At 69.4% G+C, this 20,061-nt stretch carries 21 protein-coding genes; 7 read left to right on the top strand and 14 right to left on the bottom strand.

Going from position 1 to position 20,061, the window contains the following annotated elements:
- The first annotated feature begins 74 nt into the window (after positions 1-74).
- Complete coding sequence (locus AB0M01_RS31415) at positions 75-695, top strand: response regulator transcription factor (RefSeq protein WP_363675916.1); 621 nt, start codon at positions 75-77, stop codon at positions 693-695.
- A gap of 509 nt (positions 696-1,204) precedes the next feature.
- Here AB0M01_RS31415 and AB0M01_RS31410 read toward each other — a convergent pair.
- The 9 genes from AB0M01_RS31410 to ssd all read right to left on the bottom strand — a co-directional run bounded on the left by AB0M01_RS31410 (position 1,205) and on the right by ssd (position 7,297).
- Positions 1,205-1,735, bottom strand: a complete 531-nt coding sequence (locus AB0M01_RS31410; protein WP_363675914.1) for an NYN domain-containing protein — start codon at positions 1,733-1,735, stop codon at positions 1,205-1,207.
- A 4-nt stretch (positions 1,736-1,739) separates the two neighbouring features.
- Entirely contained in the window at positions 1,740-2,114 is a 375-nt protein-coding gene (locus tag AB0M01_RS31405; protein WP_363675912.1) for an Rv3654c family TadE-like protein, read from the bottom strand.
- A complete protein-coding gene (locus AB0M01_RS31400) occupies positions 2,111-2,479 on the bottom strand; it encodes a TadE family type IV pilus minor pilin (protein ID WP_363675910.1) in 369 nt (122 codons plus the stop codon). Before AB0M01_RS31400 ends, AB0M01_RS31405 begins: the two co-directional genes overlap by 4 nt.
- 50 nt (positions 2,480-2,529) lie before the next feature.
- Positions 2,530-2,736 (bottom strand): DUF4244 domain-containing protein, encoded by a 207-nt coding sequence (locus AB0M01_RS31395; RefSeq protein WP_363675908.1) that lies wholly within the window; start codon positions 2,734-2,736, stop codon positions 2,530-2,532.
- A 102-nt stretch (positions 2,737-2,838) separates the two neighbouring features.
- Positions 2,839-3,258 (bottom strand): hypothetical protein, encoded by a 420-nt coding sequence (locus AB0M01_RS31390; protein ID WP_363676013.1) that lies wholly within the window; start codon positions 3,256-3,258, stop codon positions 2,839-2,841.
- 233 nt (positions 3,259-3,491) lie between these two features.
- A complete protein-coding gene (locus AB0M01_RS31385) occupies positions 3,492-4,265 on the bottom strand; it encodes a type II secretion system F family protein (RefSeq protein WP_363675906.1) in 774 nt (257 codons plus the stop codon).
- Between the two features lie 16 nt (positions 4,266-4,281).
- Positions 4,282-5,064, bottom strand: coding sequence for a type II secretion system F family protein (locus tag AB0M01_RS31380; RefSeq protein ID WP_363675904.1), 783 nt, complete (start codon positions 5,062-5,064; stop codon positions 4,282-4,284).
- Positions 5,061-6,224: a TadA family conjugal transfer-associated ATPase gene (locus AB0M01_RS31375; protein WP_363675902.1), complete on the bottom strand. Its 1,164-nt coding sequence runs from the start codon at positions 6,222-6,224 to the stop codon at positions 5,061-5,063. Before AB0M01_RS31375 ends, AB0M01_RS31380 begins: the two co-directional genes overlap by 4 nt.
- Positions 6,221-7,297: a septum site-determining protein Ssd gene (gene ssd, locus AB0M01_RS31370; protein WP_363675900.1), complete on the bottom strand. Its 1,077-nt coding sequence runs from the start codon at positions 7,295-7,297 to the stop codon at positions 6,221-6,223. Before ssd ends, AB0M01_RS31375 begins: the two co-directional genes overlap by 4 nt.
- A gap of 213 nt (positions 7,298-7,510) precedes the next feature.
- On the opposite strand from ssd, the gene AB0M01_RS31365 reads away from it, so the two are divergent.
- Both AB0M01_RS31365 and AB0M01_RS31360 read left to right on the top strand, forming a co-directional pair.
- The gene (locus AB0M01_RS31365) at positions 7,511-9,235 is read left to right on the top strand and encodes a glycosyl hydrolase family 18 protein (RefSeq protein WP_363675898.1); all 1,725 of its coding nucleotides are present in this window, start codon (positions 7,511-7,513) and stop codon (positions 9,233-9,235) included.
- Between the two features lie 5 nt (positions 9,236-9,240).
- Positions 9,241-10,791 (top strand): cellulose binding domain-containing protein, encoded by a 1,551-nt coding sequence (locus AB0M01_RS31360; protein WP_363675896.1) that lies wholly within the window; start codon positions 9,241-9,243, stop codon positions 10,789-10,791.
- Positions 10,792-10,898: 107 nt separating this feature from the next.
- Here AB0M01_RS31360 and AB0M01_RS31355 read toward each other — a convergent pair whose 3' ends face one another.
- Complete coding sequence (locus AB0M01_RS31355; protein ID WP_363675894.1) at positions 10,899-11,615, bottom strand: hypothetical protein; 717 nt, start codon at positions 11,613-11,615, stop codon at positions 10,899-10,901.
- 86 nt (positions 11,616-11,701) lie between these two features.
- Between AB0M01_RS31355 and AB0M01_RS31350 the strand changes: the two genes are divergently transcribed.
- The gene (locus AB0M01_RS31350; protein WP_363675892.1) at positions 11,702-12,481 is read left to right on the top strand and encodes an alpha/beta hydrolase; all 780 of its coding nucleotides are present in this window, start codon (positions 11,702-11,704) and stop codon (positions 12,479-12,481) included.
- Here AB0M01_RS31350 and AB0M01_RS31345 read toward each other — a convergent pair.
- Complete coding sequence (locus AB0M01_RS31345) at positions 12,445-13,347, bottom strand: LysR family transcriptional regulator (RefSeq protein ID WP_363675890.1); 903 nt, start codon at positions 13,345-13,347, stop codon at positions 12,445-12,447. The two genes, AB0M01_RS31350 and AB0M01_RS31345, sit on opposite strands and share 37 nt — an antisense overlap.
- Positions 13,348-13,418: 71 nt before the next feature.
- Here AB0M01_RS31345 and AB0M01_RS31340 point away from each other — a divergent pair, with 71 nt between their 5' ends.
- Complete coding sequence (locus tag AB0M01_RS31340; RefSeq protein WP_363675888.1) at positions 13,419-14,621, top strand: MFS transporter; 1,203 nt, start codon at positions 13,419-13,421, stop codon at positions 14,619-14,621.
- A 4-nt stretch (positions 14,622-14,625) separates the two neighbouring features.
- Complete coding sequence (locus AB0M01_RS31335; RefSeq protein ID WP_363675886.1) at positions 14,626-15,075, top strand: YbaK/EbsC family protein; 450 nt, start codon at positions 14,626-14,628, stop codon at positions 15,073-15,075.
- Here the strand turns inward: AB0M01_RS31335 and AB0M01_RS31330 are convergent.
- Both AB0M01_RS31330 and AB0M01_RS31325 read right to left on the bottom strand, forming a co-directional pair.
- A complete protein-coding gene (locus AB0M01_RS31330) occupies positions 15,065-15,997 on the bottom strand; it encodes a helix-turn-helix domain-containing protein (protein WP_363675884.1) in 933 nt (310 codons plus the stop codon). The genes AB0M01_RS31335 and AB0M01_RS31330 overlap by 11 nt on opposite strands.
- Positions 15,997-17,694 (bottom strand): glycosyl hydrolase family 18 protein, encoded by a 1,698-nt coding sequence (locus AB0M01_RS31325; RefSeq protein WP_363675882.1) that lies wholly within the window; start codon positions 17,692-17,694, stop codon positions 15,997-15,999. Before AB0M01_RS31325 ends, AB0M01_RS31330 begins: the two co-directional genes overlap by 1 nt.
- A gap of 490 nt (positions 17,695-18,184) precedes the next feature.
- Here AB0M01_RS31325 and AB0M01_RS31320 point away from each other — a divergent pair, with 490 nt between their 5' ends.
- Positions 18,185-18,991, top strand: a complete 807-nt coding sequence (locus AB0M01_RS31320; protein ID WP_363675880.1) for an HAD-IB family hydrolase — start codon at positions 18,185-18,187, stop codon at positions 18,989-18,991.
- A 280-nt stretch (positions 18,992-19,271) separates the two neighbouring features.
- Here the strand turns inward: AB0M01_RS31320 and AB0M01_RS31315 are convergent, their stop codons facing one another.
- A complete protein-coding gene (locus tag AB0M01_RS31315) occupies positions 19,272-20,054 on the bottom strand; it encodes a cell filamentation protein Fic (protein ID WP_363675878.1) in 783 nt (260 codons plus the stop codon).
- Positions 20,055-20,061 lie beyond the last annotated feature (7 nt).

Below are 20,061 nucleotides of genomic sequence, written 5' to 3'. Positions count from 1 at the left end.
GATCTTCAACCGAAGTCCTGCTCATCCTCCCGGACGCACTTCCCCGGCGCCCGGACGGAACCCCGGAGGCTCGTTTGCCCGACCGCATCCGGCTGCTGCTGGTCGACGACCAGATCCTCAGCCGTGGCGTCCTCAGAAGCGGCCTCGAACGCGAACGCGACCTGGAGATCGTCGCCGAACTGAAGCGCACCGACGACGTCGTCGCCGCCGCGAAACGGCACCGCGCGAACATCGCCCTGCTCGACGCCGCCGGTTCCGGCCACGCCAGCATCACCGTCACCACCCAGCTGCGCTCGTCGATGCCCGAGTGCCGCGTCGTCATGCTCACGACGTACGGCCGCCCCGGCCACCTCCGCCGCGGCCTCGAAGCCGGCGCCAAGGGCATCGCCCTGAAGAACAGCCCCACCCCGCAACTCGCCGACGCCCTCCGCCGAGTCCACCTCGGCCTGCGCGTCGTCGACACCAACCTCGCCGCCGAGACCCTCCACTACACCCAGACCCCGCTCACCGAAGGCGAAACCACCACCCTCCGCGCCGCCCGCGAAGGCGGCACCGTCGCCACAATGGCCGAAAAACTCGCCGTCTCCGAACGCGTCGTCCGCACCCGCCTCTGGTCCGCCATCGGCAAAACCGGCGCCCGAACCCGAGCCGACGCCATCAAGATCGCCGACCAGAACGGCTGGCTGTACGACTAACCACCCGGCCACACCACCAACTACGACTGACCGCGCGACCGCCACCCCGCAAGCTCTACGACGAACCGCACGGTCGCCGCGCAGCGGCCTGTTCCACGACCAACACCCCGCTGTGCTCGGCTGTCGAACCGACGACAGCTGGTGCGGGCTGGCAACCGGCAACCTGATGCTGGCGGCGGCGGCCAGAGAGACCGGCATCGTCGCGCTGACCACAACCGAACGCCGCGACCACAACTCGTCGTCGCGGACCTGTGGGTTGCGGCCGGTTCGCCGTACCTGCCGTTCGCGCGGCGCAGCTCGGTCGTCACACGTCGGCTGCAACTAGGGCGCCGGCCAGCGGATCACGGTGCTGGTGGGCTTGGGTGGTGCCGGCGGTGGTTGCGGGGTCGGGGCAGTTGGGCAGCCTTGGGGTTGTGGTGGGTGTGCTGGCTGCGGCGTCCGGGGTGTGCTGGGTGGCTGCGTTGGTTCAGGTGGTAGTGGTTCCGCGGCGGCTTCGGGAGCGGGTTCGGTTACTTCGGGTCGATGAGGGCGTAGAGGGTGTTGGGGCCGGTGGTTCGGGCTCCTAGGGGTTCTACTCGGGCTCTCAGGCCTCGGTCTGCTGTGACGACGGTGACTTCGCGGTTCGGGGTTTGGGCGAAGGCGTCGGCTACTACGTCGACGATGGTGTCGTCGCCGGAGTGGGGGGCCAGGACTACCTGGAGGGTCGGGGTGGTGGGGATGGCGTCCGCGGCTGGGCGAGCCGCGCCTTCGAGGATGACGGCGATGTCGGTTTCGGCGCCTTCTGTCTGGTGGTAGGCCGCAAGGTTGGTGAGGAGGCGGCGGGCGGCACCGGCTCGGTCCTTCCACCAGCCGTCTGGGCGGGAGCCGATGACGTTCGCGGCATCGACTACCAGGAGAGGGCGCGTGCCCGAGGAGGCTGGACTGTTCTGCTCGGCTGAGGCCGCGGAACGCTCTTGGTCCGCAGCGTCGGCTTCGACAGCGCTGGTGAAATCGGGGGCCTGAAAGGTCGGGGTGGTTGGGGGTTTGGGATCGGAGGTCACCTCGTCAGTTTGCGCTCTGGGTGGGGGTCGTGGTGGGACCTGCTCGGGACGTGGTGGTGATGGTGGGGGTGCCGAGGACGCCCAGGTTCAGGGGGACGGCGACTTCGATGGTTGCTGTTTCGGGGGTGAGGGTGCAGGTGATGAGGGTTGCTTCGTTGCTGGTGGCGATGTCTCGGGCCAGCGCGCAGGGATCGGGTGAGCCGGACTGGAGTGCCTGGGCCGTGCTGAGGGCGGTCAGGTCTGCGGCTGCCTTGGCTCGGTGAGTGGCCAGGGAGACTGCCGACCAGAGGGTTGCCATGGTTCCTGCTGCGAAGAGGAGCACGGCGGTGCAGAGGACCAGGAGGGTCGCGCTGCCCTGTTCTGTGCGGGAGGTGGTCATGGTTCTCCTGGTTCGGATTGGAGGGTGGCTTCAGCCTCGACTGGGATGTTGGGTAGGGGTGCGAAGAGAGGCCAGTCGACGGCGCGGGCGGTCTTGACCGTGACTTGGATCTGGCCGTTGGTGGTCTGGATTTCGATGGTGGCGTTCTTGGGCGCTGCTTTCTTGCCGATGGATTGGGCTGCTGCTTCGGTCTCTCCTCTGGCTACGGCTCTTGCCACGTCGCGGGCGGCGTCGACGCAGCGGATGTTGGTGATGACCAGGCCGACGCACCACACGCCGGCGATGATCGTCGCCATCAGGACGGGGAAGAGCAGGGCGAACTCGGCGGTGACGGTGCCTTGGTCGGTACGACGGCGGGTGGGCATGGGTGCGGGGGCGGCCGGCCCGGACCGTCAGGGTCCGGGCCGGGGGCGCCTCAGACCTGAACGCCTTCGATTCCCGCGGACTGCAGAGCCCAGTTGATGATTGCCTTGAGCACCGACATCATCGCGTCGGACTTCAGCAGGGCGATCAGGATGCCGCCGAAGCTGCAGGCGGCGACGGTGGCGACGGCGTACTCGGCGGTGGCTGCTCCTCGTTCGGTACGGCGACGGCGGCGGAGGGCGGGGAGCTGGTGGGACATGAGGAATCTCCTGATCTGCGGCCGGGCTGTCCGGACGGCTTACTGAAAAGATGCCGTCGTCAGAGGCCTTGTAGAGAAGGAGATTCCGGGCTGGGGACAACTTCAGGTGATGGCGTCTAGTCGGCTCAGCTGGGTTGGGGTGAGCCAGAGATCGGCTGCGTTGGTGTTCTCGATCAGGTGGGTTTCGGAGCTGGCGCCGGTTTCGGTGGACAGGTCGGCCAGGAGCTTCGAGGAACCGTGGGTACCGCCCGCGATGGGGAGCCAAGGGACGAAGGTGATTCCTTCGGCTTCGCAGTACTTCGGTACGTCGTCGTGGTGGCGGTCGGTCAGGTTGTAGCGGCTCTGGACGCTGACGACGGCGGCCTGGCGGAGGTACTCGGGGCGGCCGACGGGCTTCCACTCCCCTGGTGACGGGCGGGTGTGGCCGATCTTGGTGGCGATCAGCAGGTGGTCGGCGTACGGGGAGGCCTCGGCGAGGAGCTCCTCGTTGGCGCCGACGCCGTACGCGTCGGCGGTGTCGATGAATGAAGTCGATGCCTAGGTCGATGGCTCGGCGGGGCTACCGGATGGCGGCGCTGCGGTCTGCGGCAGGGCGGTAGCCGGTGAGGCGCATGGCGCCGAAGCCGAGGCGGTGGATAGTGAGGTCGCCTAGCTGGGTGGTCTTCGTGGGCATGGTGCGGGGTTGGTGACGGGGCATCGGGTGGGGGCGGGTGGTGCTCGATGCGCGGACGCGGTTGGCGGAGGGGTTGTTGGGGTCAGGGGGTTAGGTCGGCGAAGACGGTGGAGAAGGTGGTGGCGACTGTGGGGACCACGCCCAGGAGGACGAAGGCGGGGAGGAAGCAGAGGCCCAGGGGGAGGACTGCTCGGGTTTCGACGGATCTGGCTTGTGCTTCGGCTTTCCAGTGACGGGCGTTGCGGAGGTCTTTGGCTTGGGACTCGAGAGTGGTGGCCAGGGGAGCGCCGGAGCGGAGGGCTCGTTGGACTGCTCTGGCGAAGGGGGCGCAGATGGGGTCTTGGCGGAGAGGCTCCCAGGCTTCGATGGGGTCTGTGCCTAGGGCCAGGCGGTGTTCCAGTTCGGTGAGGAGAGTTGAGAGCGGGCCGTCGATGGCTTGGCTGACGGTGGCGATGGCGGCTTGGGGTGGGCGGCCGGCTCTTAGGCAGGCGGCCAGTAGGTCTACTGCCATGGGGAGGTCGGCTGATAGGCGGGCGTTGCGTTTTCTGGTGGCGGCTGGTTCCAGGCGGCTGAGGATCGTTGGCGTTGCCAGGTAGATGGCGGTGGCGGGGATGAGGCTCCAGGGGAAGGGGGCTAGGAGGAGGGTTGCTGCTGCTAGGAGGGTGGCGGCGAGGCGGTGGAGGCGTTTGGTGCGGGGTGGGACGGGGTTGGGTTTGAGGCGGGCGGTTAGGCGTCGGTAGGTGGTGGGCGTTGGCCGGCGGAGGCGGTGGGGTCCGGGGCGGCCTCTGGTGAGGAGTGCGGCGGCGAGGGCGGCGCAGAGGGCGGCGGCGACGGTCGGCGCGGCAAGGGTGGGCACGCGAAGGCTCCTCGTACTACGGGGACTTGGTCAGGTGGTTGGTCCAGTGGAGGCCGGCTAGGGCTAGGGCTGTGCCTGTCAGGAGGCAGAGGGTGCCGGGGAGGGTGGTGGTCAGGAAGGTGATTGGGGTGGCTCCGAAGGATTGGCCTAGGAGGGTGGTGGCGATGGGGAGGATCGCTAGGAGGCGGGCTGTGGATTTGGCGGCTGAGGTGTTGGTTTGCCGTTGGTGATGGAGGGCTTGGTTGGCTCTGAGGGTTGTGGTCAGGCGGGTGAGGATGGTGGCCAGGGCGGCGCCGGAGTGGTCGGCGACTTGCCAGGCTGCGGCCAGGGGTTTCAGGGATTCGGCGCCTGGGGTTTCGGCGGCCAGGTGGAGGGTGGCGGGGACGTCGCCGCCCAGGCGGGCGGCGGCTGCGGCGGGGCGGAGGTCGGGGCAGGAATCGGCGGCGGCCGTCAGGGCTTCTTGGGGTGGGCGACCAGCGGTGAGGTCGGCGGCCAGGAGGTCGCAGGCTTCGATGATTTGGGATTGTTTTCGGGTCGCTTTGGAAGATTGGATTGATTTCTTGCGGTGGCTGAGGGTGGTGAGCAGGGCCGCGGAGAGGGCTGTGGTGGTGGCCAGGGCGTAGGGGCCGAAGGCGATGAGGATGCTCAGGGCAACTAAAAGGACGAGAGTCAGGTAGAGGAGTTTTCGGCGAGGTGGGCGGGAGGGTCGGGCGGTCAGGCGGTGTAGAGGGCGGGGGTTGTTGGGGAAGAGGGTGAGGGTTGCCAGGAGGGTGAAGGTGGCGGCGATGGCGAGGGTCATGCGGCTGCTCCTCTGGTGAGGAGTTGGGTCAGGTGGCGGGATGCGGGGCCTTCTTCGATGGCGCCGGTGGGGGTGAAGAGGACGGCCGGAGTGGTGGTGATGGTGCCGCGTGGGGTGAGGGTGACGGCTTGGATTTCGGTGATTCTGCGGCGGCCGGTGGGGTCTCGGGTCAGGTGGATCACGGCATGCAGGGCCGAGGCGATCTGGGATTGGATGGCTTGAGGGGTCAGGCCGGCCAGGGAGCCGAGGGCTTCCAGGCGGGTGGGGACGTCTGCTGCCGAGTTGGCGTGGACGGTGGCGCAGCCGCCTTCGTGGCCGGTGTTCAGGGCGATCAGGAGGTCCAGGACTTCCGGGCCTCGGACTTCGCCTACAACTAGGCGGTCTGGGCGCATGCGTAAGGCCTGGCGGACCAGGTCTCGCAGGGTGATCTCGCCGGTGCCTTCGTTGTTGGGTGGGCGGGATTCGAGGCGGACCACGTGCGGGTGAGCTGGGCGGAGCTCGCTGGCATCTTCGACGATGACCAGGCGTTCGGTGGTGGGGACGGTGGAGAGGAGCGAGTTGAGGAGGGTGGTCTTGCCGGTTCCGGTGCCGCCGCTGATGAGGAAGGCGAGGCGGGCGTCCAAGAGGTCTTGGAGGATGGCGACTCCGGATGGAGGTAGGGCTCCTGCGGTGACCAGGTCTTGCAGGGAAAGGACTTTGCGGGAGGGGACTCTGAGGGACAGGCAGGTGCCGGGGGACGCGATGGGGGCAAGGACGGCGTGGAAGCGGGTGCCGTCGGGGAGGCGGACGTCGACGTACGGCGTGGAGTCGTCGAGGCGGCGGCCGGCTGCTGCTGCCAGGCGGGTGGCCAGGCGGCGGACGGAGGGCTCGTCGCCGGTGCGGAGGGGGATGCGTTCGAGACCGGCACCGCGGTCCACGTAGACCTCGTTGGGGCCGTTGACGAGGACGTCGGTGATGCCTGGTTCGGTGAGGAGACGGTCGAGGGGGCCGGCGCCGATGGCCTCGCGGCGGAGCGCCTCGACGACTTCGAGGATGGTGGAGTCGCCGAAGACGGCGCCGTCGGCGCGGAGGGCTGCCGCGACGCGGGCGGGAGTCGGGTCGGCGCCCTGGCTGGCGAGGGTGCCGCGGACGCGGTCGAGGAGTTCGAGGGAGACGGTCATGCGGCCAGGAGTCCGTGCAGGTTGAAGAGGTCGAGGAGCTCGTTTGCCGTACGGCCGAGGGCTCCCCGTGGTCGGGGGTCGAAGCGGCCTCTGTCCATCAGAGCGGGGAGGTCACGGTCGAAGCGGAGCTTGGCTGCCAAGGGCAACGACAGGTGTTTGGCGACGTCGACTGCGGACAGGCCGCCCAGGCCAGGTTCGCGAGCGACGACGCGGAGGTCAGTGGCGACTTCGCGGAGTGGGCTGACCAAGCGAGCAGCGGCGGCGCAGGAGCGGACGTCCCGCGGTACGACGAGGAACGTCGCGGTCGAGCGAACCAAGGCCTCCTCGGCCGCAGGGTCCGTACGGCGGGGAAGGTCGATGACGACCAGGTCGCTGCTGCGCTGAGCGGCCCCGAGGACCGATCGCATCGCCTCGGGTGGCAACGCGGTGACATCGGAGCGGTCCCACGACAGCACGGCCAGGTCGTCGACCGTGGGCAGGGCGGCCCGGAGCGCGGCAGCGTTGACGCGGCCCGAGGCGTTCAGGAGGTCCGGCCAGCGGGCTCCCCCGCCGGTCTCGCTGCCGAGGGTGAGGTCGATGCCCCCGCCGAGCGGATCGCCGTCGATGAGCATCGTCCGGATGCCGCGGCGGCTCGCGGTCACGGCGACCGCCGCGGCCAAGGTGGTCGCGCCGGCGCCGCCGCAGCCGCCGACGAAGGTGAACGTGGTCGCGGCCCGCACTCCCCCGTCGAGTGTGTCGGCCAGCCGGTCGCCGAGGGCGGACTCGTCCCCCGGCAGCAGGTAGACGCCTTCGGCACCGATCGTCAGGGCGCGGCGGAACACCGAGCCGTCGTCGGGATCGGCGCCGACGACCACGACACCTGGCCGGCGGGTGGGCTGCGTCCGCGCCAGCGGGGTGACGAGATCCTGGCCCACCACGACCAGGCTCGCGGTCTGCCAGTGCCGGCGCAGGGCAAGCAGGTCGGACTCCAGGTGCGGTGTCAGTTCGGCGGCGGCGGACAGGCGGAGCAGGGCTTCGCGGAGGGCTTCGTCGGCGGTGGCGATCAGGACCGGGGTGAGGGGTGAGGTCTCCATACCCAGAAGGTGCCGTGAAAGCGTTCGCCGGGCCGATGTCAACGAAAGCCCTGTGGACAAAGGGATTGGCGGTTTCCCGTCAGCAGCGGCAACCCGCCAGCCCGAGCCGGAGACCGGCGGCGATCCAGGAGTTACCGTTCCTTTCGAAGCGTCTTTAACTAAATGCTTCCCGCTGGACACCCGTGCACTGCTTTCCGCTCCGGAGGACCGCCCATGCCTCGACTGCCTCTACTCGCCAGCACGGCGACAGTCGCCGCCACCGCCCTGATCGCCGCCGCGGGGATCTCGGTGGCGACCGCCCAACCACCAGGCCAGACCGCCGCCGCTCCCCAGGCGACCAGTGGTGGCGTGAAGACCGCGTACTTCGCCCAGTGGGGCATCTACGCCAACGCCTTCTACCCCAAGAACCTGTCCACCACCGGCGCCGCCGCGAAGCTCGACTTCGTCAACTACGCGTTCGCCAACGTCCACCCGACCAGCCACACCTGCTTCATGGCGAACAAGGCCGCCTCCCAGGACGAGAACAACCCGAACGCCGGTGACGGCGCCGGTGACGCGTTCGCCGACTACGGCAAGTCCTACGGCGCCGACATCAGCGTCGACGGGGTCGGCGACGTCTGGAACCAGCCGATCCAGGGCAACTTCAACCAGCTGAAGAAGCTCAAGGCCAAGCACCCGAACCTGAAGATCCTGATCTCGATCGGCGGCTGGACCTACTCGAAGTACTTCTCCGACGCGGCCTCGACCGACGCCAAGCGCAAGGCCTTCGTCAGCTCCTGCGTGGACATGTTCCTCAAGGGCAACCTGCCGGTGATCGACGGCTTCGGCGGCCCGGGCAGCGCGGCCGGGATCTTTGACGGGATCGACATCGACTGGGAGTACCCCGGTTCGCCGAACGGTCACGTCGGCAACCACTACAGCCCGGCCGACAAGCAGAACTTCACCCTGCTGCTGGCCGAGCTGCGCAGCCAGATCGATGCCTATGGCAACAGCATCGGGAAGAAGATGTGGCTGACCGCGGCCACCCCGGCCGGCCAGGACAAGATCGCGACGATCGAGACCAACAAGATCGGCCAGTACCTCGACTACAACAACGTGATGACGTACGACATGCACGGCGGCTGGGACGCCACCGGGCCGACCAACTTCCAGGACCCGCTCTACCAGGCCCCGAACGACCCCAGTACGCCGATCCCGCCCGGTACGGCGAAGTACTCGGTCGACGGCGCGGTGAAGGCGTGGACCACCGGCGACCCGGCGTACGGCATTCCCGGCGGCTTCCCGGCGAACAAGCTGACCATCGGCTACCCGTTCTACTACCGGGGCTGGAAGGGCGTCCCGGCGACGGCGAACGGCAAGTACCAGACCGCGACCGGACCGGCCGACGGTGGCGCCGCGAGCGGCAACGTGCCCGGCGTCTCGTTCTACAAGGAGCTCGTCGGCTTCGTCGACAACCCGGCGTACAGCTTCTTCGACGACACCACGAAGGCGTCCTGGTTCTACCGCAACGGCACCTTCTGGACCGGTGACAACGCCCAGTCGATCAAGGCGAAGGCCGACTACCAGCACTGCAACGGGCTGGCCGGCGCGATGATGTACTCGATGGAGGCGCTCGACCCGCAGGTCACGCTCTTCAACGCCGTCGTCGACGCGGTGAACGCGTCCACCCCCGGCTGCAGCGGCCCGAACCCGACGCCTACGCCGACCCCGACGCCGACGCCCACCCCGACGCCCACGCCGACCCCGACACCGACGCCGACTCCCACGCCGACGCCGACCCCGACGCCTCCGACGGCGACCCCCTGGGCCCCCGGTACGACGTACGCCACCGGCGCGCTGGTCTCGTACAACGGCGTCACCTACCGCTGCATCCAGGGCCACACCGCGCTGGCCGGCTGGGAGCCCCCGAACGTACCCGCCCTGTGGGGAAAGGTCTGATCGCCATGAAATCCAAGCGTCTGACAGTCGCCTTCGCGGCGGCCGTCGCAGTCATCGCCTCGTTCCTCACCGCCCAGGCGGCCCAGGCAGCACCTGTCACCGCGTCGTTCACCAAGGTGTCCGACTGGGGCAGCGGCTTCGAGGGCAAGGTGACCGTCACGAACGGCACCACCAGCCCGCTCAGCACCTGGTCGATCGCACTGGACTTCCCGTCCGGCTACTCCGTCAGCAGCTCCTGGGACGCCGTACGGTCCAGCAGCGGGCAGACGCACACGTTCACTCCGCCCAGCTGGGCCGGGCCGCTCGCTCCTGGTGCCAGCGTCACCTTCGGCTTCAACGGCAGCCCCGGCAACTTCCCGGGGATCGCAGCCTGCCGGCTCAACGGCGGCTCCTGCAGCGGCGGGGGTGGCGGCACTGTCCCGGGCGCACCCTCCGGCCTGACCGGTACGCCGGCCGCCACCTCCGTCAACCTCAGCTGGTCAGCAGCGAGTGGCGCGACCAGCTACAACGTCTACCGCAACGGTACGAAGGTCGGCAGCCCCTCCGGTACGTCGTACACGGACACCGGGCTGACGGCGAACACGACGTACAGCTACCAGGTCAGCGCCTCCAACAGCGTCGGTGAGGGCGCCAAGAGCAGCGCCGTCTCCATCAAGACCACTACTGGTGGCGGCACCGAGAACCCGGCCCGCCGGGCGGCGCCGTACCTCTACATGGGCTGGGGCAACCCGCCGAGCCCGACCACGGTCATGAACGCCACCGGCATCAAGTGGTTCACGATGGCGTTCATCCTGTCGTCCGGCGGCTGCAACCCGGCCTGGGACGGCGCCCGACCGCTGCAGGGCAGCGCCGACGCCACGGCGATCGCCCAGATCCGCGCGGCCGGTGGCGACATCGTCCCGTCGATCGGCGGCTGGAGCGGCAACAAGCTCGGCCCGAACTGCAGTACGCCGGAAGCACTGGCCGGCGCCTACCAGCAGGTGATCAACGCCTACAACCTGAAGGCGATCGACGTCGACATCGAGAACAGCGACGAGTTCGAGAACGAGGTGGTCCAGGACCGGATCCTGAACGCGCTGAAGATCGTCAAGCAGAACAACCCCGGGATCCAGACGATCCTGACCTTCGGCACCTCGACCACCGGGCCGAACTACTACGGCAACCGGCTGATCGAGCGCGCGCAGGCGCTCGGCGCGAACATCGACATCTTCACGCTGATGCCGTTCGACTTCGGCAGCTCGAACATCTACAACGACACGGTCGGCGCGTCGCAGGGCCTGAACAACAAGCTGAAGGCGACCTTCGGCTGGACCACCGCGCAGGCCTACGCCCACCAGGGCATCTCGGGCATGAACGGCCTGTCCGACCAGCAGGAGATGACCACCACGCAGACCTGGCAGAACATCACCAACTGGGCCAAGAGCAACGGCCTCGGCCGGCTCGCGTACTGGTCGGTGAACCGGGACCGCGGCTGCGCCGGCGGCGGTGTGGTCGCGCACTGCAGCGGCATCGCCCAGCCGGACTGGGAGTTCACCCGCATCACCGCGGGCTTCTAGACAACCGGTACGCACCGGGGCAGGAGAGAGGCACTCTTCTGCCCCGGTGCGGCGGTCTCGGCCGGGCGCCAATCTGGGGAGACCGTTGGCCCGGCCGCGTCGGAGGGTCAGCCCGCTTCGAGGCCCTGCACGATCAGCTCGTTGCGGGCGTTCTGGCCGAGCGGGACGGTGGTGTGCACCCCGTCGGGCTTCAGGTATGCCGTGAGCCGCGAGATCTTCGAGGCCAGGAACTCCGCCCAGTGCACCACCCGAAGGTTCGCGTGCCGGCGCTGCGCGTCGGCCAGCTGCAGGTTGATCCAGCCGCTGTTGCGCTGGTCCGCGACGCGGACCTCAGGAGCCAGCGCGTTCCGGGAGGCCTGCACGTTCACCCAGAACACCGTCCGGGCCGGCCCCACCAGCGCCATCGTGCGGTCCACCTCCGCCGCGAACACATTTGGCGTGAAGATGTCATTCGTTCCTGTTGCCATCAGGATCCGGGACGGCAACCCGTACGTCGCCTTCCACGACGCCAGGGCGTCGACGGCCGGCGGTGTCGGGCGGCCGGACCAGTTGTGCACGGCCAGCGGGACACCGAGCCGGGTCGCGATCAGGGTGGCCAGCGACTTGCCGTCCTGCACCGCGATGCTGTCGCCGAACATGAAGACGCCGTTGCGCTCCAGCGTTGTGGCAATGAGTTCTGGCGTCGCGATCGCCTTGCTCATCGACTGCCAGTCGCCGATGGCTCCTGACCCGTACCCGTCGGCGAACGCGCTCTCGGTGGACACCACAGAGGCGCCCGCCACCACCGCACCCGCCAGGAACAACTGCCGTCGACTCGGTCTCATGCGCGCAGCCTGGCAACCCTCGGAGGCTCCAGGCAACGCTTCTGCAGCTAGCTGCAGCGCTGGGGTGGCTGGTTACGCTAGTTGATATGCAAACGATCCACCTGCGGTACTACGGCGCGCTGGCCGCAGACAGCTCCGGTACGACGGACGACCGCCCCCCTCTGGTCCTGCTCCACGGCCTCGGTTTCGACCGTCGCCAGTGGGCTCCGGTGCTCCAGGAGCTCGCCGTGCTCGACCCGGACCGCCGGACGCTCGCCTTCGACCTGCCCGGTCACCGGGACTCCCCCAAGCAGCCGTCGTACGACCTCGGTGACGTGGCCGACCTGCTGCACGAAGCAGTGGTCGAGGCCGGGCTGCAGAAGCCGTTGCTGGTGGGCCACTCGATCAGTGGCGCGCTGGCGACGATCTACGCCGCCAGGTACCCGACCGCGGGCGTCGTCAACGTCGACCAGCCGCTGCTGGTCGGCCCGTTCAAGGATGTGCTCAACCAGCTTGAGCCGACGCTGCGCAGTCCGGCGTACGGCGAGGTGTGGGACCGGATGCTCGACGGGATGCTCATCGAGCAGCTGCCGCAGGAGGCGCAGGACCTGGTCAACGCCTCGACCAGGCCGACCCAGGAGATGCTGCTGGGCTACTGGCGCGAGGTGATGGAGTCACCGGCCGAGAAGCTCAAGGCCGATCGCGAGGCGGACCTGCGGTCGATCGACGTCCCCTATACCTACGTGACCGGCACCGAGCCGCCTCCGCCGTACCGGCAGTGGCTGGAGACCAACCGGCCGGGCATCACGATCATCGTGCTCCCCGGCAGCGGTCACTTCCCGCATCTGGCTCACCCCGGCGAGCTGGCGAAGTTGCTGGCCGGCTGAGCCACGACGAACGCCCGGAACCGCTCGGCAGCTGGTGACAGCGTCCCGCGCAGTCGCCAGCTGAGCCCGATGTCCCGCCGAGCCCGTACGCCGGCCAGCGGCACCGGCGTCGCTCCGCTCTCCGTCCCCCGCACCGCTCCACCAGGCAGTACGGCGACGCCCAGCCCCGCGCCGACGAGCCGGTCGACGATGGTCAGGTCGGTCGCCTCGAACGCCACCGACGGCGTGAACCCGGCGGCCTGACACAGCTCGTCGGTCAGCCGCCGGAACCCGAACTCCGGCCGCATCCCGATGAACGGCTCGTCCGCGGCCTCGGCCAGGTCGACCCGCTGCCGCTTGGCCAGCGGGTGTCCCGGCGGGACGTACAGGCACAGCCGCTGCCGCTGCAGCAGGTGCCAGCCGAACACCGCGGGATCGGGCCGCGGACCGGTGATCCCGAGCTCGGACTCGCCCGTCGAGAGGTCGAGCACGATGTCGTGCGACGGCTGCTCGCGCAGCGCGAAGCTGACCGTCGGGGCGACCTCCCGGAACGCCTTCAGCAGGTCCGGTACGACGCCGGTCGCGACCGAGTACAGGAACGCCAGCCGCACCGTCCCGGAGTCGGGATCGACGAGCGTGTCGATCCGCTGCCGCGCGGCATCGACCGCCGTCGTCGATGCCCGAGCTGCCTCGAGCACGATCCGGCCGTAGGGATTCAGCCGCAGTCCCCGGTGCTCGCGCTCGAACAACGGGACGCCGAACGCCGTCTCGACCCGGCGCAACGAGCGCGACAGATTCGGCTGGCTCGTGCCCAGCACGGCAGCGGCGGCCGTCAGGTGCTCAGCCTCGGCCAGCACCACGAACCAGCGCAGATCTTCGACATGCATGCAGAAAGCGTATCGATCACCGCTGGCCAAGACATTTTACGTATGCCAAACCGTCTGACACCGTCGTGAACATGCAGATCACGGCCCAGGGCCACCGGCCTGGTACGGCGGGCTACCGCAGAATCTCGACGGCTCTGTTCGCCGCGGGCCTGGCCACCTTCGCCATGCTCTACAGCACCCAGCCGCTGCTCCCCGCGCTCTCGACCGCCTTCGCCGTCTCCCCCAGCCAGAGCGCGATCAGCGTGTCGTTGGCCACACTCGGCCTCGGCATCGCCCTCCTGATCGCCGGCCCGGCCTCGGAGCTGCTCGGCCGTACGAAGCTGATGCGCTGGTCGGTCGTCGCAGCCGCGGTCATCGCCGTCCTCTGCGCGCTCGCACCCAACTGGCCGACGTTGCTGGTCCTCCGCGGACTCCAGGGCGTCGCTCTCGCCGGGCTGCCGGCCGTGGCGATGGCCTACCTCAGAGAAGAGGTGCACCCGGACAGCCATGCCCGATCCAGCGGCCTGTACGTCGCCGGTACGGCGGTAGGCGGCATGACCGGCCGCCTGGTCGGCGGTGGCCTCGCCGACCTGGGCGGATGGCGTACGGCGCTCGGCGGGATCGCCGTACTGGGCGTGGTCTGCGCGGTGCTGCTGCTGGTGCTCCTGCCCGAGTCCCGGAACTTCACGCCGACCAGGCCGAGCCTGAGCCAGGCCGGAACGGTGCTGAAGGACCCGGCGCTGCTGGCGCTCTACGGGATCGCGGCAACCTCCATGGGGGCGTTCGTCGGCGTCTACAACGCGACCGGCTTCCGGCTGGCGGCAGCGCCGTACGAGCTCGGCCCCGGACTGGCCAGCCTGGTCTTCCTCGTCTACCTCCTCGGCTCGGCCTCGTCGGCGACCGCCGGGCGACTGGCCGACACCTACGGCCGGCGGGCGGTGGTCCCGGTCGGGTGCCTGGTGACGCTGGCGGGCATCGCGATCACGCTGACTCACCAGCTCGCGCTGGTGATCGTCGGGCTCGCGGTGATGACCGCCGGGTTCTTCGCTGTGCACGGTGTCGCCAGCGGCTGGGTGCCCGCTCGGGCGCATGCGGCCAACGGCGGAACGGCCCAGGCGGCGAGCCTCTACCTGTTCGCCTACTACCTGGGCTCGTCGGTGTTCGGCGGACTCGCGGGAGTGGCCTGGACGCACGCTGCCTGGCCTGGAGTCGCAGCAGAAGCAGCAGCCCTGTCCGTCGTCACCCTGGCGTTGGCGCTGGCGCTGAGACGGGTGCCGATCCGGGTGAGAAGCTAGAAGCATGACGCGAGCGACCGAAGCGGCGGACACCCTGGGACTGGCCTACGAGGAGACCCGGCACGGCCGGGTGAACTCACTCGAGGAGGCCGCGGCCGCCCGCGGGATCGAGCCGGCCAAGCTGATCAAGACGATCGTGGTCCGGCTGGCCGACGACGACTACCGATTCGTCCTGGTCCCCGGCGACCGTGAGATCGCCTGGCCGAAGCTGCGCACGCTGCTCGGCGTGAACCGGATCTCGATGCCCAGCGCGGACACCGCGCTCGAGGTGACCGGCTACGTCCGCGGCACGATCACCCCGCTCGGCAGCACCCACGACTGGCCGGTGGTCGCCGACGAGCGGATCACCGGGACGATCTCGATCGGCGGCGGCGACCACGGCGTCGGCCTGACCGTCGACGCCGAGGCGCTCACCAAAGCACTGAACGCCACGGTCGCCGACGTCACGGAGTAAGCAGTCCCCGCTGACCCGCACGGAGCCCGGCCTGGAAGCGAGTCGTCGCATCCAGAGCCTTCAGGATCCGCTGCATCCTCCGCTCGACCGTCCGCTGGGCGACACCCAACCGCCGAGCGATCGCCTGATCGGTCAGCCCAGCAGCAGCCAGCGCCAGCAGCTGCTGGTCCTCAGCCGACAGCGGCCCATCAGACGGCTCGTAGATCAACGGAGTCGCCTGCTGCCACAACAGCTCGAACAGCCTCAGCAACCCATCCAGCAACGACGACGGCCCCAACTCGACCAGTACGTCGGCGCCAGTGTGCAGCAGCCCAGTACGCCCGTCCGCCACCAACAGCTTCAGCGGCACGTCGCGCAGCATCCGGAACGAGGTCCCGGCCGACCGGGCCGCAGTCAGCGACGCCGGGTCGACCAGTGCGGCCATGTCGTAGACCATCCGGTAGCCCACACCGAACGCCCGGCGCGGCTCCACCGGCAGTACGGCGTACGGCGGCTTGTCGAGCACCAGTACTTCGGTCTGCGCGCTCTGCTGCGCCTGGAAGTACCGCTGCGCGATCGCCTCGGCGCCACGGATCACCGTGAACGGACCGGACTCAGTGGCGGCCCGGAACTCCGCGGTGAGCACCGACGCCCCGACCCGGGCCTCGACGATCGCCGCCTGCCGCCGGAGCGCCAGCAGCTCGACTGCCGCCTCCGGGACGGCAGGCGTGTAGCGGGCCGGGCGGCCCGGCGTACGGGACGCCAGGCCGAGGCCGATCAGCGACCTCAGGTGGCGGGTGACCCGTGCGGCGGGCCAGCCGGTCGCCTCGGCCAGCTGCAGGGTCGTGGATTCCGGCCGGGCCAGAAGCGCCCGGTAGAGCTGCTCGTCCTCCGAGCAGACACCGAGAGCTTCCAGCACCGGGGCGGGGCGGTAGCTGTGCATCAGGGCAGCGAGTGGACGTGCGCGCCGACCTGGTTGGAGAACTGGTTGCCGTTGGTGGCGTCCCAGTTGGTCGACCAGGTCATGGCACCGCGCAGCGTCGGCCAGGTGGTGCTCGGCTTGAAGCTGCCGCAGTTGGTGCCCTTGGTCAGGCAGTCCAGCGCGTTGTTGACGATCGTCGGCGACACGTAGCCGCTGCCGGCTCCGCGGTTCGACGCCGGCAGGCCGAGTCCGACCTGGTCGGGCCGCAGGCCACCCTGCAGCATGATGCAGGCCTGGGCGGTGATGAAGTCCACCGAGCCCTGCGAGTAGACCTGTCCGTTGCAGCCGTTCATCGCGCCGGAGTTGTAGTACTGGACGTTGACCACGGTCAGGATGTCCTTGATCGCCAGCGCCAGCTTGAAGTACTCGAACTGCGGCGACTGCATGTCGATCGTCTGCGGCGCCATCGCGATGATCATCCCGGCGCCGAACTGGCTCTGCAGGCTGCGCAGCGCCTGGCCCATGTACTGGGCGTTGACGCCGTTCTCCAGGTCGATGTCGATCCCGTCGAAGCCGTACTCGCGCAGCACCGACAGGGCGGTCGAGGCGAAGTTGGCCGCGGCGGTCGCGTTGCCGACCGAGATGGTCCCACGCTCACCGCCGACAGACAGGATGACCCGCTTGCCGGCCGCCTTCTTCGCGGCGATGTCGGCCTTGAACTGGGCCACCGTGTAGCCGTTCAGCCCGGCGCTGTCCAGGTTGAAGGTGATGCCGCCCGGCCGGGAGGCGTCCGCGTCGGCGAAGGCCACCGCGATCAGGTCGTACGCCGCCGGCACGTCGGAGATCCGCTGCGCCGCGGCACCGTTGTTGAAGTTCTGCCAGTAGCCGGTGAGGATGTGCTTCGGCAGCGACGTCGGCGGCACGGTCGGCCCGCTGGAAGTGGTCCCCGACACCGAGGCGCCGTACGGCGAGCAGTTGCCCGACGGGTCGCAGGCGCGGACCTTGAAGCTGTAGCTGGTGCTCGGCGCCAGACCAGTCGCGGTCCACGTGGTCACGTTGCCGACAGAGACCGGAGCCTCGCTGCCCCGGACCACCTCGTAGTGGTCGATACCGGAAGCGTCCGTCGCGGCCGACCAGTTCAGCCGCAGCGAGCTCGACGTCGGGCTGCCGACGGTCAGGCCGCCCGGCGTCGACGGCGCGGTGGTGTCCGGCGGCGGGCCGGTCCCGCCCGGGCCGTCCAGCACGACGTCGTCCGCCTGGTACGCCGGTACGCCGTACCAGCCGTGCAGGTAGATCGTCGCGGTGGTCGCGCTCGCGCTGGTGGTGAACGTCGTGGTCAGCTGCGACCAGGTCGAGCTGGTCGTCCAGGTGCTGGCTCCACCGTCGGAGCCCAGGTAGACGTTCGAGCCCTTCACCCAGGCGGACAGCGTGTAGGTGGAGCTGGGCCGGACCGAGACGGTCTGGCTGCAGCGGGCGGTGTCACCGGACGTCGGGGTGCCCTGGAGGGCGTAGGTCCCGGTCCGGGCGTTGCCGCTGACGGCGGCTCCGGTCCCGGCCGAGCAGGACCAGCCGGCCAGCGAGCCGGTCTCGAAGGTCCCGTTGGTGACGAGGTTGGTGGCGGCCGAGCTGGTGCCTTGCACCAGCGTCAGGCCACCGAGGGCGAGCAGGACGGCTGAGGTGATCGCGGCCAGGGGGCGGCGGCTTCGCGAGCGGGTCATGTGACACAAAATGTGACCGCGTCACTACAATGTCAAGACCCTGCATAATGTGTAAACGCTCTCACGCTCACAAAAGATGAGGAATTTACAGAATTCGGCAACCAAAGGGCCGGATCATGCATCGGAGAGTCGAGAGAGACCTGTGCCGAGAAAGGCGACGGCCCCCGGCGGGGGGGTGACCGGGGGCCGTCTTCGGCCACGGGCTCGGGGGGAGGAGCCGGGGGCCGATCAGGAGGCGACAGTCTGCCACTGTCAGGGAGTATCTACCCCCCGAGGCCGGTCTTCACACATCTCAGTTGTGTTGCAGCCGAGATGGTGTCCACCGGGTGCCGAGACCCTCACCGAGGGTGCCCGAACCAGTGTCACTGTCACACTGCTCAACAGTCTAACGGGAGACCAGGCCACACGAAAGGCCGGGTACCCCGGCGTTTCGTGTGGACCCCGAAAGAATCCGGTCGGAACCGTCGGCGACGCCCCCTACACTCGCCGTATGGAGCCCCGGCCGGCCGCGTTCTTCGACCTCGACAAGACCATCATCGCCCGCTCCAGCACCCTGGCCTTCTCCCGGCCGTTCTACGCCGGCGGCCTGATCAACCGGCGGACCGTGCTGCGCAGCACCTACGCCCAGTTCGTCTACCTGCTCGGCGGCGCGGACCACGACCAGATGGAGCGGATGCGCGAGTACCTGTCCGCTATGTGCACAGGCTGGGACGTCCGGACCGTCCAGTCGATCGTCGCCGACACCCTGCACCACATCGTCGAGCCGATCGTGTACGACGAGGCGGTGACGCTGATCGAGCAGCACCACGCGGCCGGCCGGGACGTGGTGATCGTGTCCTCGTCCGGCGCCGAGGTGGTCGAGCCGATCGGCGAGCTGCTCGGCGCCGACCAGGTGATCGCCACCCGGATGGTAGTTGCCGATGGCAAGTACACCGGCGAGATCGAGGACTACGTCTACGGCCCGCACAAGGCGACCGCGATCACCGCGCTGGCCGCCGCGAAAGGCTATGACCTGCAGGGTTCCTACGCCTACTCCGACTCGATCACCGACGAGCCGATGCTGGCCGCGGTCGGTCACCCGTTCGCGGTCAACCCCGACAAGGCGCTGCGCCGGCTGGCGGCCGAACGCGACTGGCCGGTCCTCGACTTCAGCGAACCAGTGGCTCTCGCCGAGCGGACCAGTCGGCTCCACCGGGCCCGCCGCCCGGCCCTCGCGGCGACCGCGATCGGCGCCGGGCTGGCCGCCGGAGCCCTCCTGTACGCCGCCCGCCGGCGCTCCCGCGAGGCCGGGAAATGAACGTCACGCCAACTTTCTCAACTTGATCAAGGCGCCCCAAACTCTTCCCCCACAGGGGTTTGGGGAGTACAAAGGAATCAGCAAAGGGACCCCGGTCCCGGTAGAGAAAATTGCACGGCAGTCAGGTACCCACGCGGCGACCAGCCCATCCCAACCGGGCAGCTCGACCCAGGCTCGATCCTGTGGCGGCAGACAAGGTGCACGCCTGGTAACCAGAATGACGTGCCAGCGACGGCGCCCTCGCGAGAGGGCGCCGTTCGCGCGTCCGGGCCGAAAACCCTTACCGGCTTGGGATGTTGAGCGGTGAACGTTCCGCGGCCAGCGCGATCACCTCGCACTCGCGCAGCAACCAGCTCTGCACCCCGGTCACTCCGCGTACGGCGTAGTCGGTCAGACCACCCGGGTACGACGCCCCGAGCTCGAGGTGCCCGGTCTCGGGTACCGTGACCGCGACCTGATCGATGCCTCGGGCAACTAACAGGCAGCGCTCGGCGGCCCGGGCGACCAGCCCGTTCGCGGTCGGGAACGGCCGCAGCACGGCCAGCTCGGCGTGCACAACGGCCGCGACGACCAGGCCCGGCGCGGTGGTCGGGGTGGTCAGCGCCTTGGCCAGGCCGCTCAGCCGCTCCCACATCTCGTCGGCGGGCGGCGCCGGCGGCAGGCCGGGGATGTCGTCGGGCAGCGGCTCGCGACTGGTCCGCAGGTGGCCCAACTGGTCTGCCGGGCCGAGCTCGGCCGCCGCCAACTGGTGCAGTCTGGTCCAGACCTGGATCGGCGCGGTGTCCGCCTGCGGTGCCAGCGCCATCAGTTCGCCGGTCATCCGCACCGCACCGGCGGCCAGCGGGTCGCCGTCTCCCCGGCGTACCTCCTCCAGCGTCGACGGACTACCGGCGAGCGACGCGGAGGCCCACGCTCCCTGGAGCAGCGCCTCGGCCGTCACGTCCGACCCGACCCGCCGCAGCCCACGGTCCCGGAGCAGCACGTCGACCGCGTCCCGGGCCGCCCGGGCAGCCGACCCGACACCTTCCAACGCAGCCAGCGGCGCGAACACATCTACCGTCATGGACTAG

The organism is Kribbella sp. NPDC051770 (genome assembly GCF_040681455.1).
Taxonomy (GTDB): Bacteria; Actinomycetota; Actinomycetes; order Propionibacteriales; family Kribbellaceae; genus Kribbella.
The sequence above is the reverse complement of the archived record's forward strand: the minus strand, read 5'-3'. Positions and strand labels throughout refer to the sequence as shown.

Coding starts and splice junctions, on each gene's coding strand:
- AB0M01_RS31395 (WP_363675908.1), bottom strand. CDS start 2,736: ATGTCCCACCAGCTCCCCGCCCTCCGCCGCCGTCGCCGTACCGAACGA.
- AB0M01_RS31320 (WP_363675880.1), top strand. CDS start 18,185: ATGGAGCCCCGGCCGGCCGCGTTCTTCGACCTCGACAAGACCATCATC.
- AB0M01_RS31340 (WP_363675888.1), top strand. CDS start 13,419: ATGCAGATCACGGCCCAGGGCCACCGGCCTGGTACGGCGGGCTACCGC.
- AB0M01_RS31400 (WP_363675910.1), bottom strand. CDS start 2,479: ATGCCCACCCGCCGTCGTACCGACCAAGGCACCGTCACCGCCGAGTTC.
- AB0M01_RS31335 (WP_363675886.1), top strand. CDS start 14,626: ATGACGCGAGCGACCGAAGCGGCGGACACCCTGGGACTGGCCTACGAG.
- AB0M01_RS31345 (WP_363675890.1), bottom strand. CDS start 13,347: ATGCATGTCGAAGATCTGCGCTGGTTCGTGGTGCTGGCCGAGGCTGAG.
- AB0M01_RS31380 (WP_363675904.1), bottom strand. CDS start 5,064: ATGACCCTCGCCATCGCCGCCACCTTCACCCTCCTGGCAACCCTCACC.
- AB0M01_RS31375 (WP_363675902.1), bottom strand. CDS start 6,224: ATGACCGTCTCCCTCGAACTCCTCGACCGCGTCCGCGGCACCCTCGCC.
- AB0M01_RS31405 (WP_363675912.1), bottom strand. CDS start 2,114: ATGACCACCTCCCGCACAGAACAGGGCAGCGCGACCCTCCTGGTCCTC.
- AB0M01_RS31355 (WP_363675894.1), bottom strand. CDS start 11,615: ATGAGACCGAGTCGACGGCAGTTGTTCCTGGCGGGTGCGGTGGTGGCG.
- AB0M01_RS31330 (WP_363675884.1), bottom strand. CDS start 15,997: ATGCACAGCTACCGCCCCGCCCCGGTGCTGGAAGCTCTCGGTGTCTGC.
- AB0M01_RS31315 (WP_363675878.1), bottom strand. CDS start 20,054: ATGACGGTAGATGTGTTCGCGCCGCTGGCTGCGTTGGAAGGTGTCGGG.
- ssd (WP_363675900.1), bottom strand. CDS start 7,297: ATGGAGACCTCACCCCTCACCCCGGTCCTGATCGCCACCGCCGACGAA.
- AB0M01_RS31360 (WP_363675896.1), top strand. CDS start 9,241: ATGAAATCCAAGCGTCTGACAGTCGCCTTCGCGGCGGCCGTCGCAGTC.
- AB0M01_RS31365 (WP_363675898.1), top strand. CDS start 7,511: ATGCCTCGACTGCCTCTACTCGCCAGCACGGCGACAGTCGCCGCCACC.
- AB0M01_RS31325 (WP_363675882.1), bottom strand. CDS start 17,694: ATGACCCGCTCGCGAAGCCGCCGCCCCCTGGCCGCGATCACCTCAGCC.
- AB0M01_RS31350 (WP_363675892.1), top strand. CDS start 11,702: ATGCAAACGATCCACCTGCGGTACTACGGCGCGCTGGCCGCAGACAGC.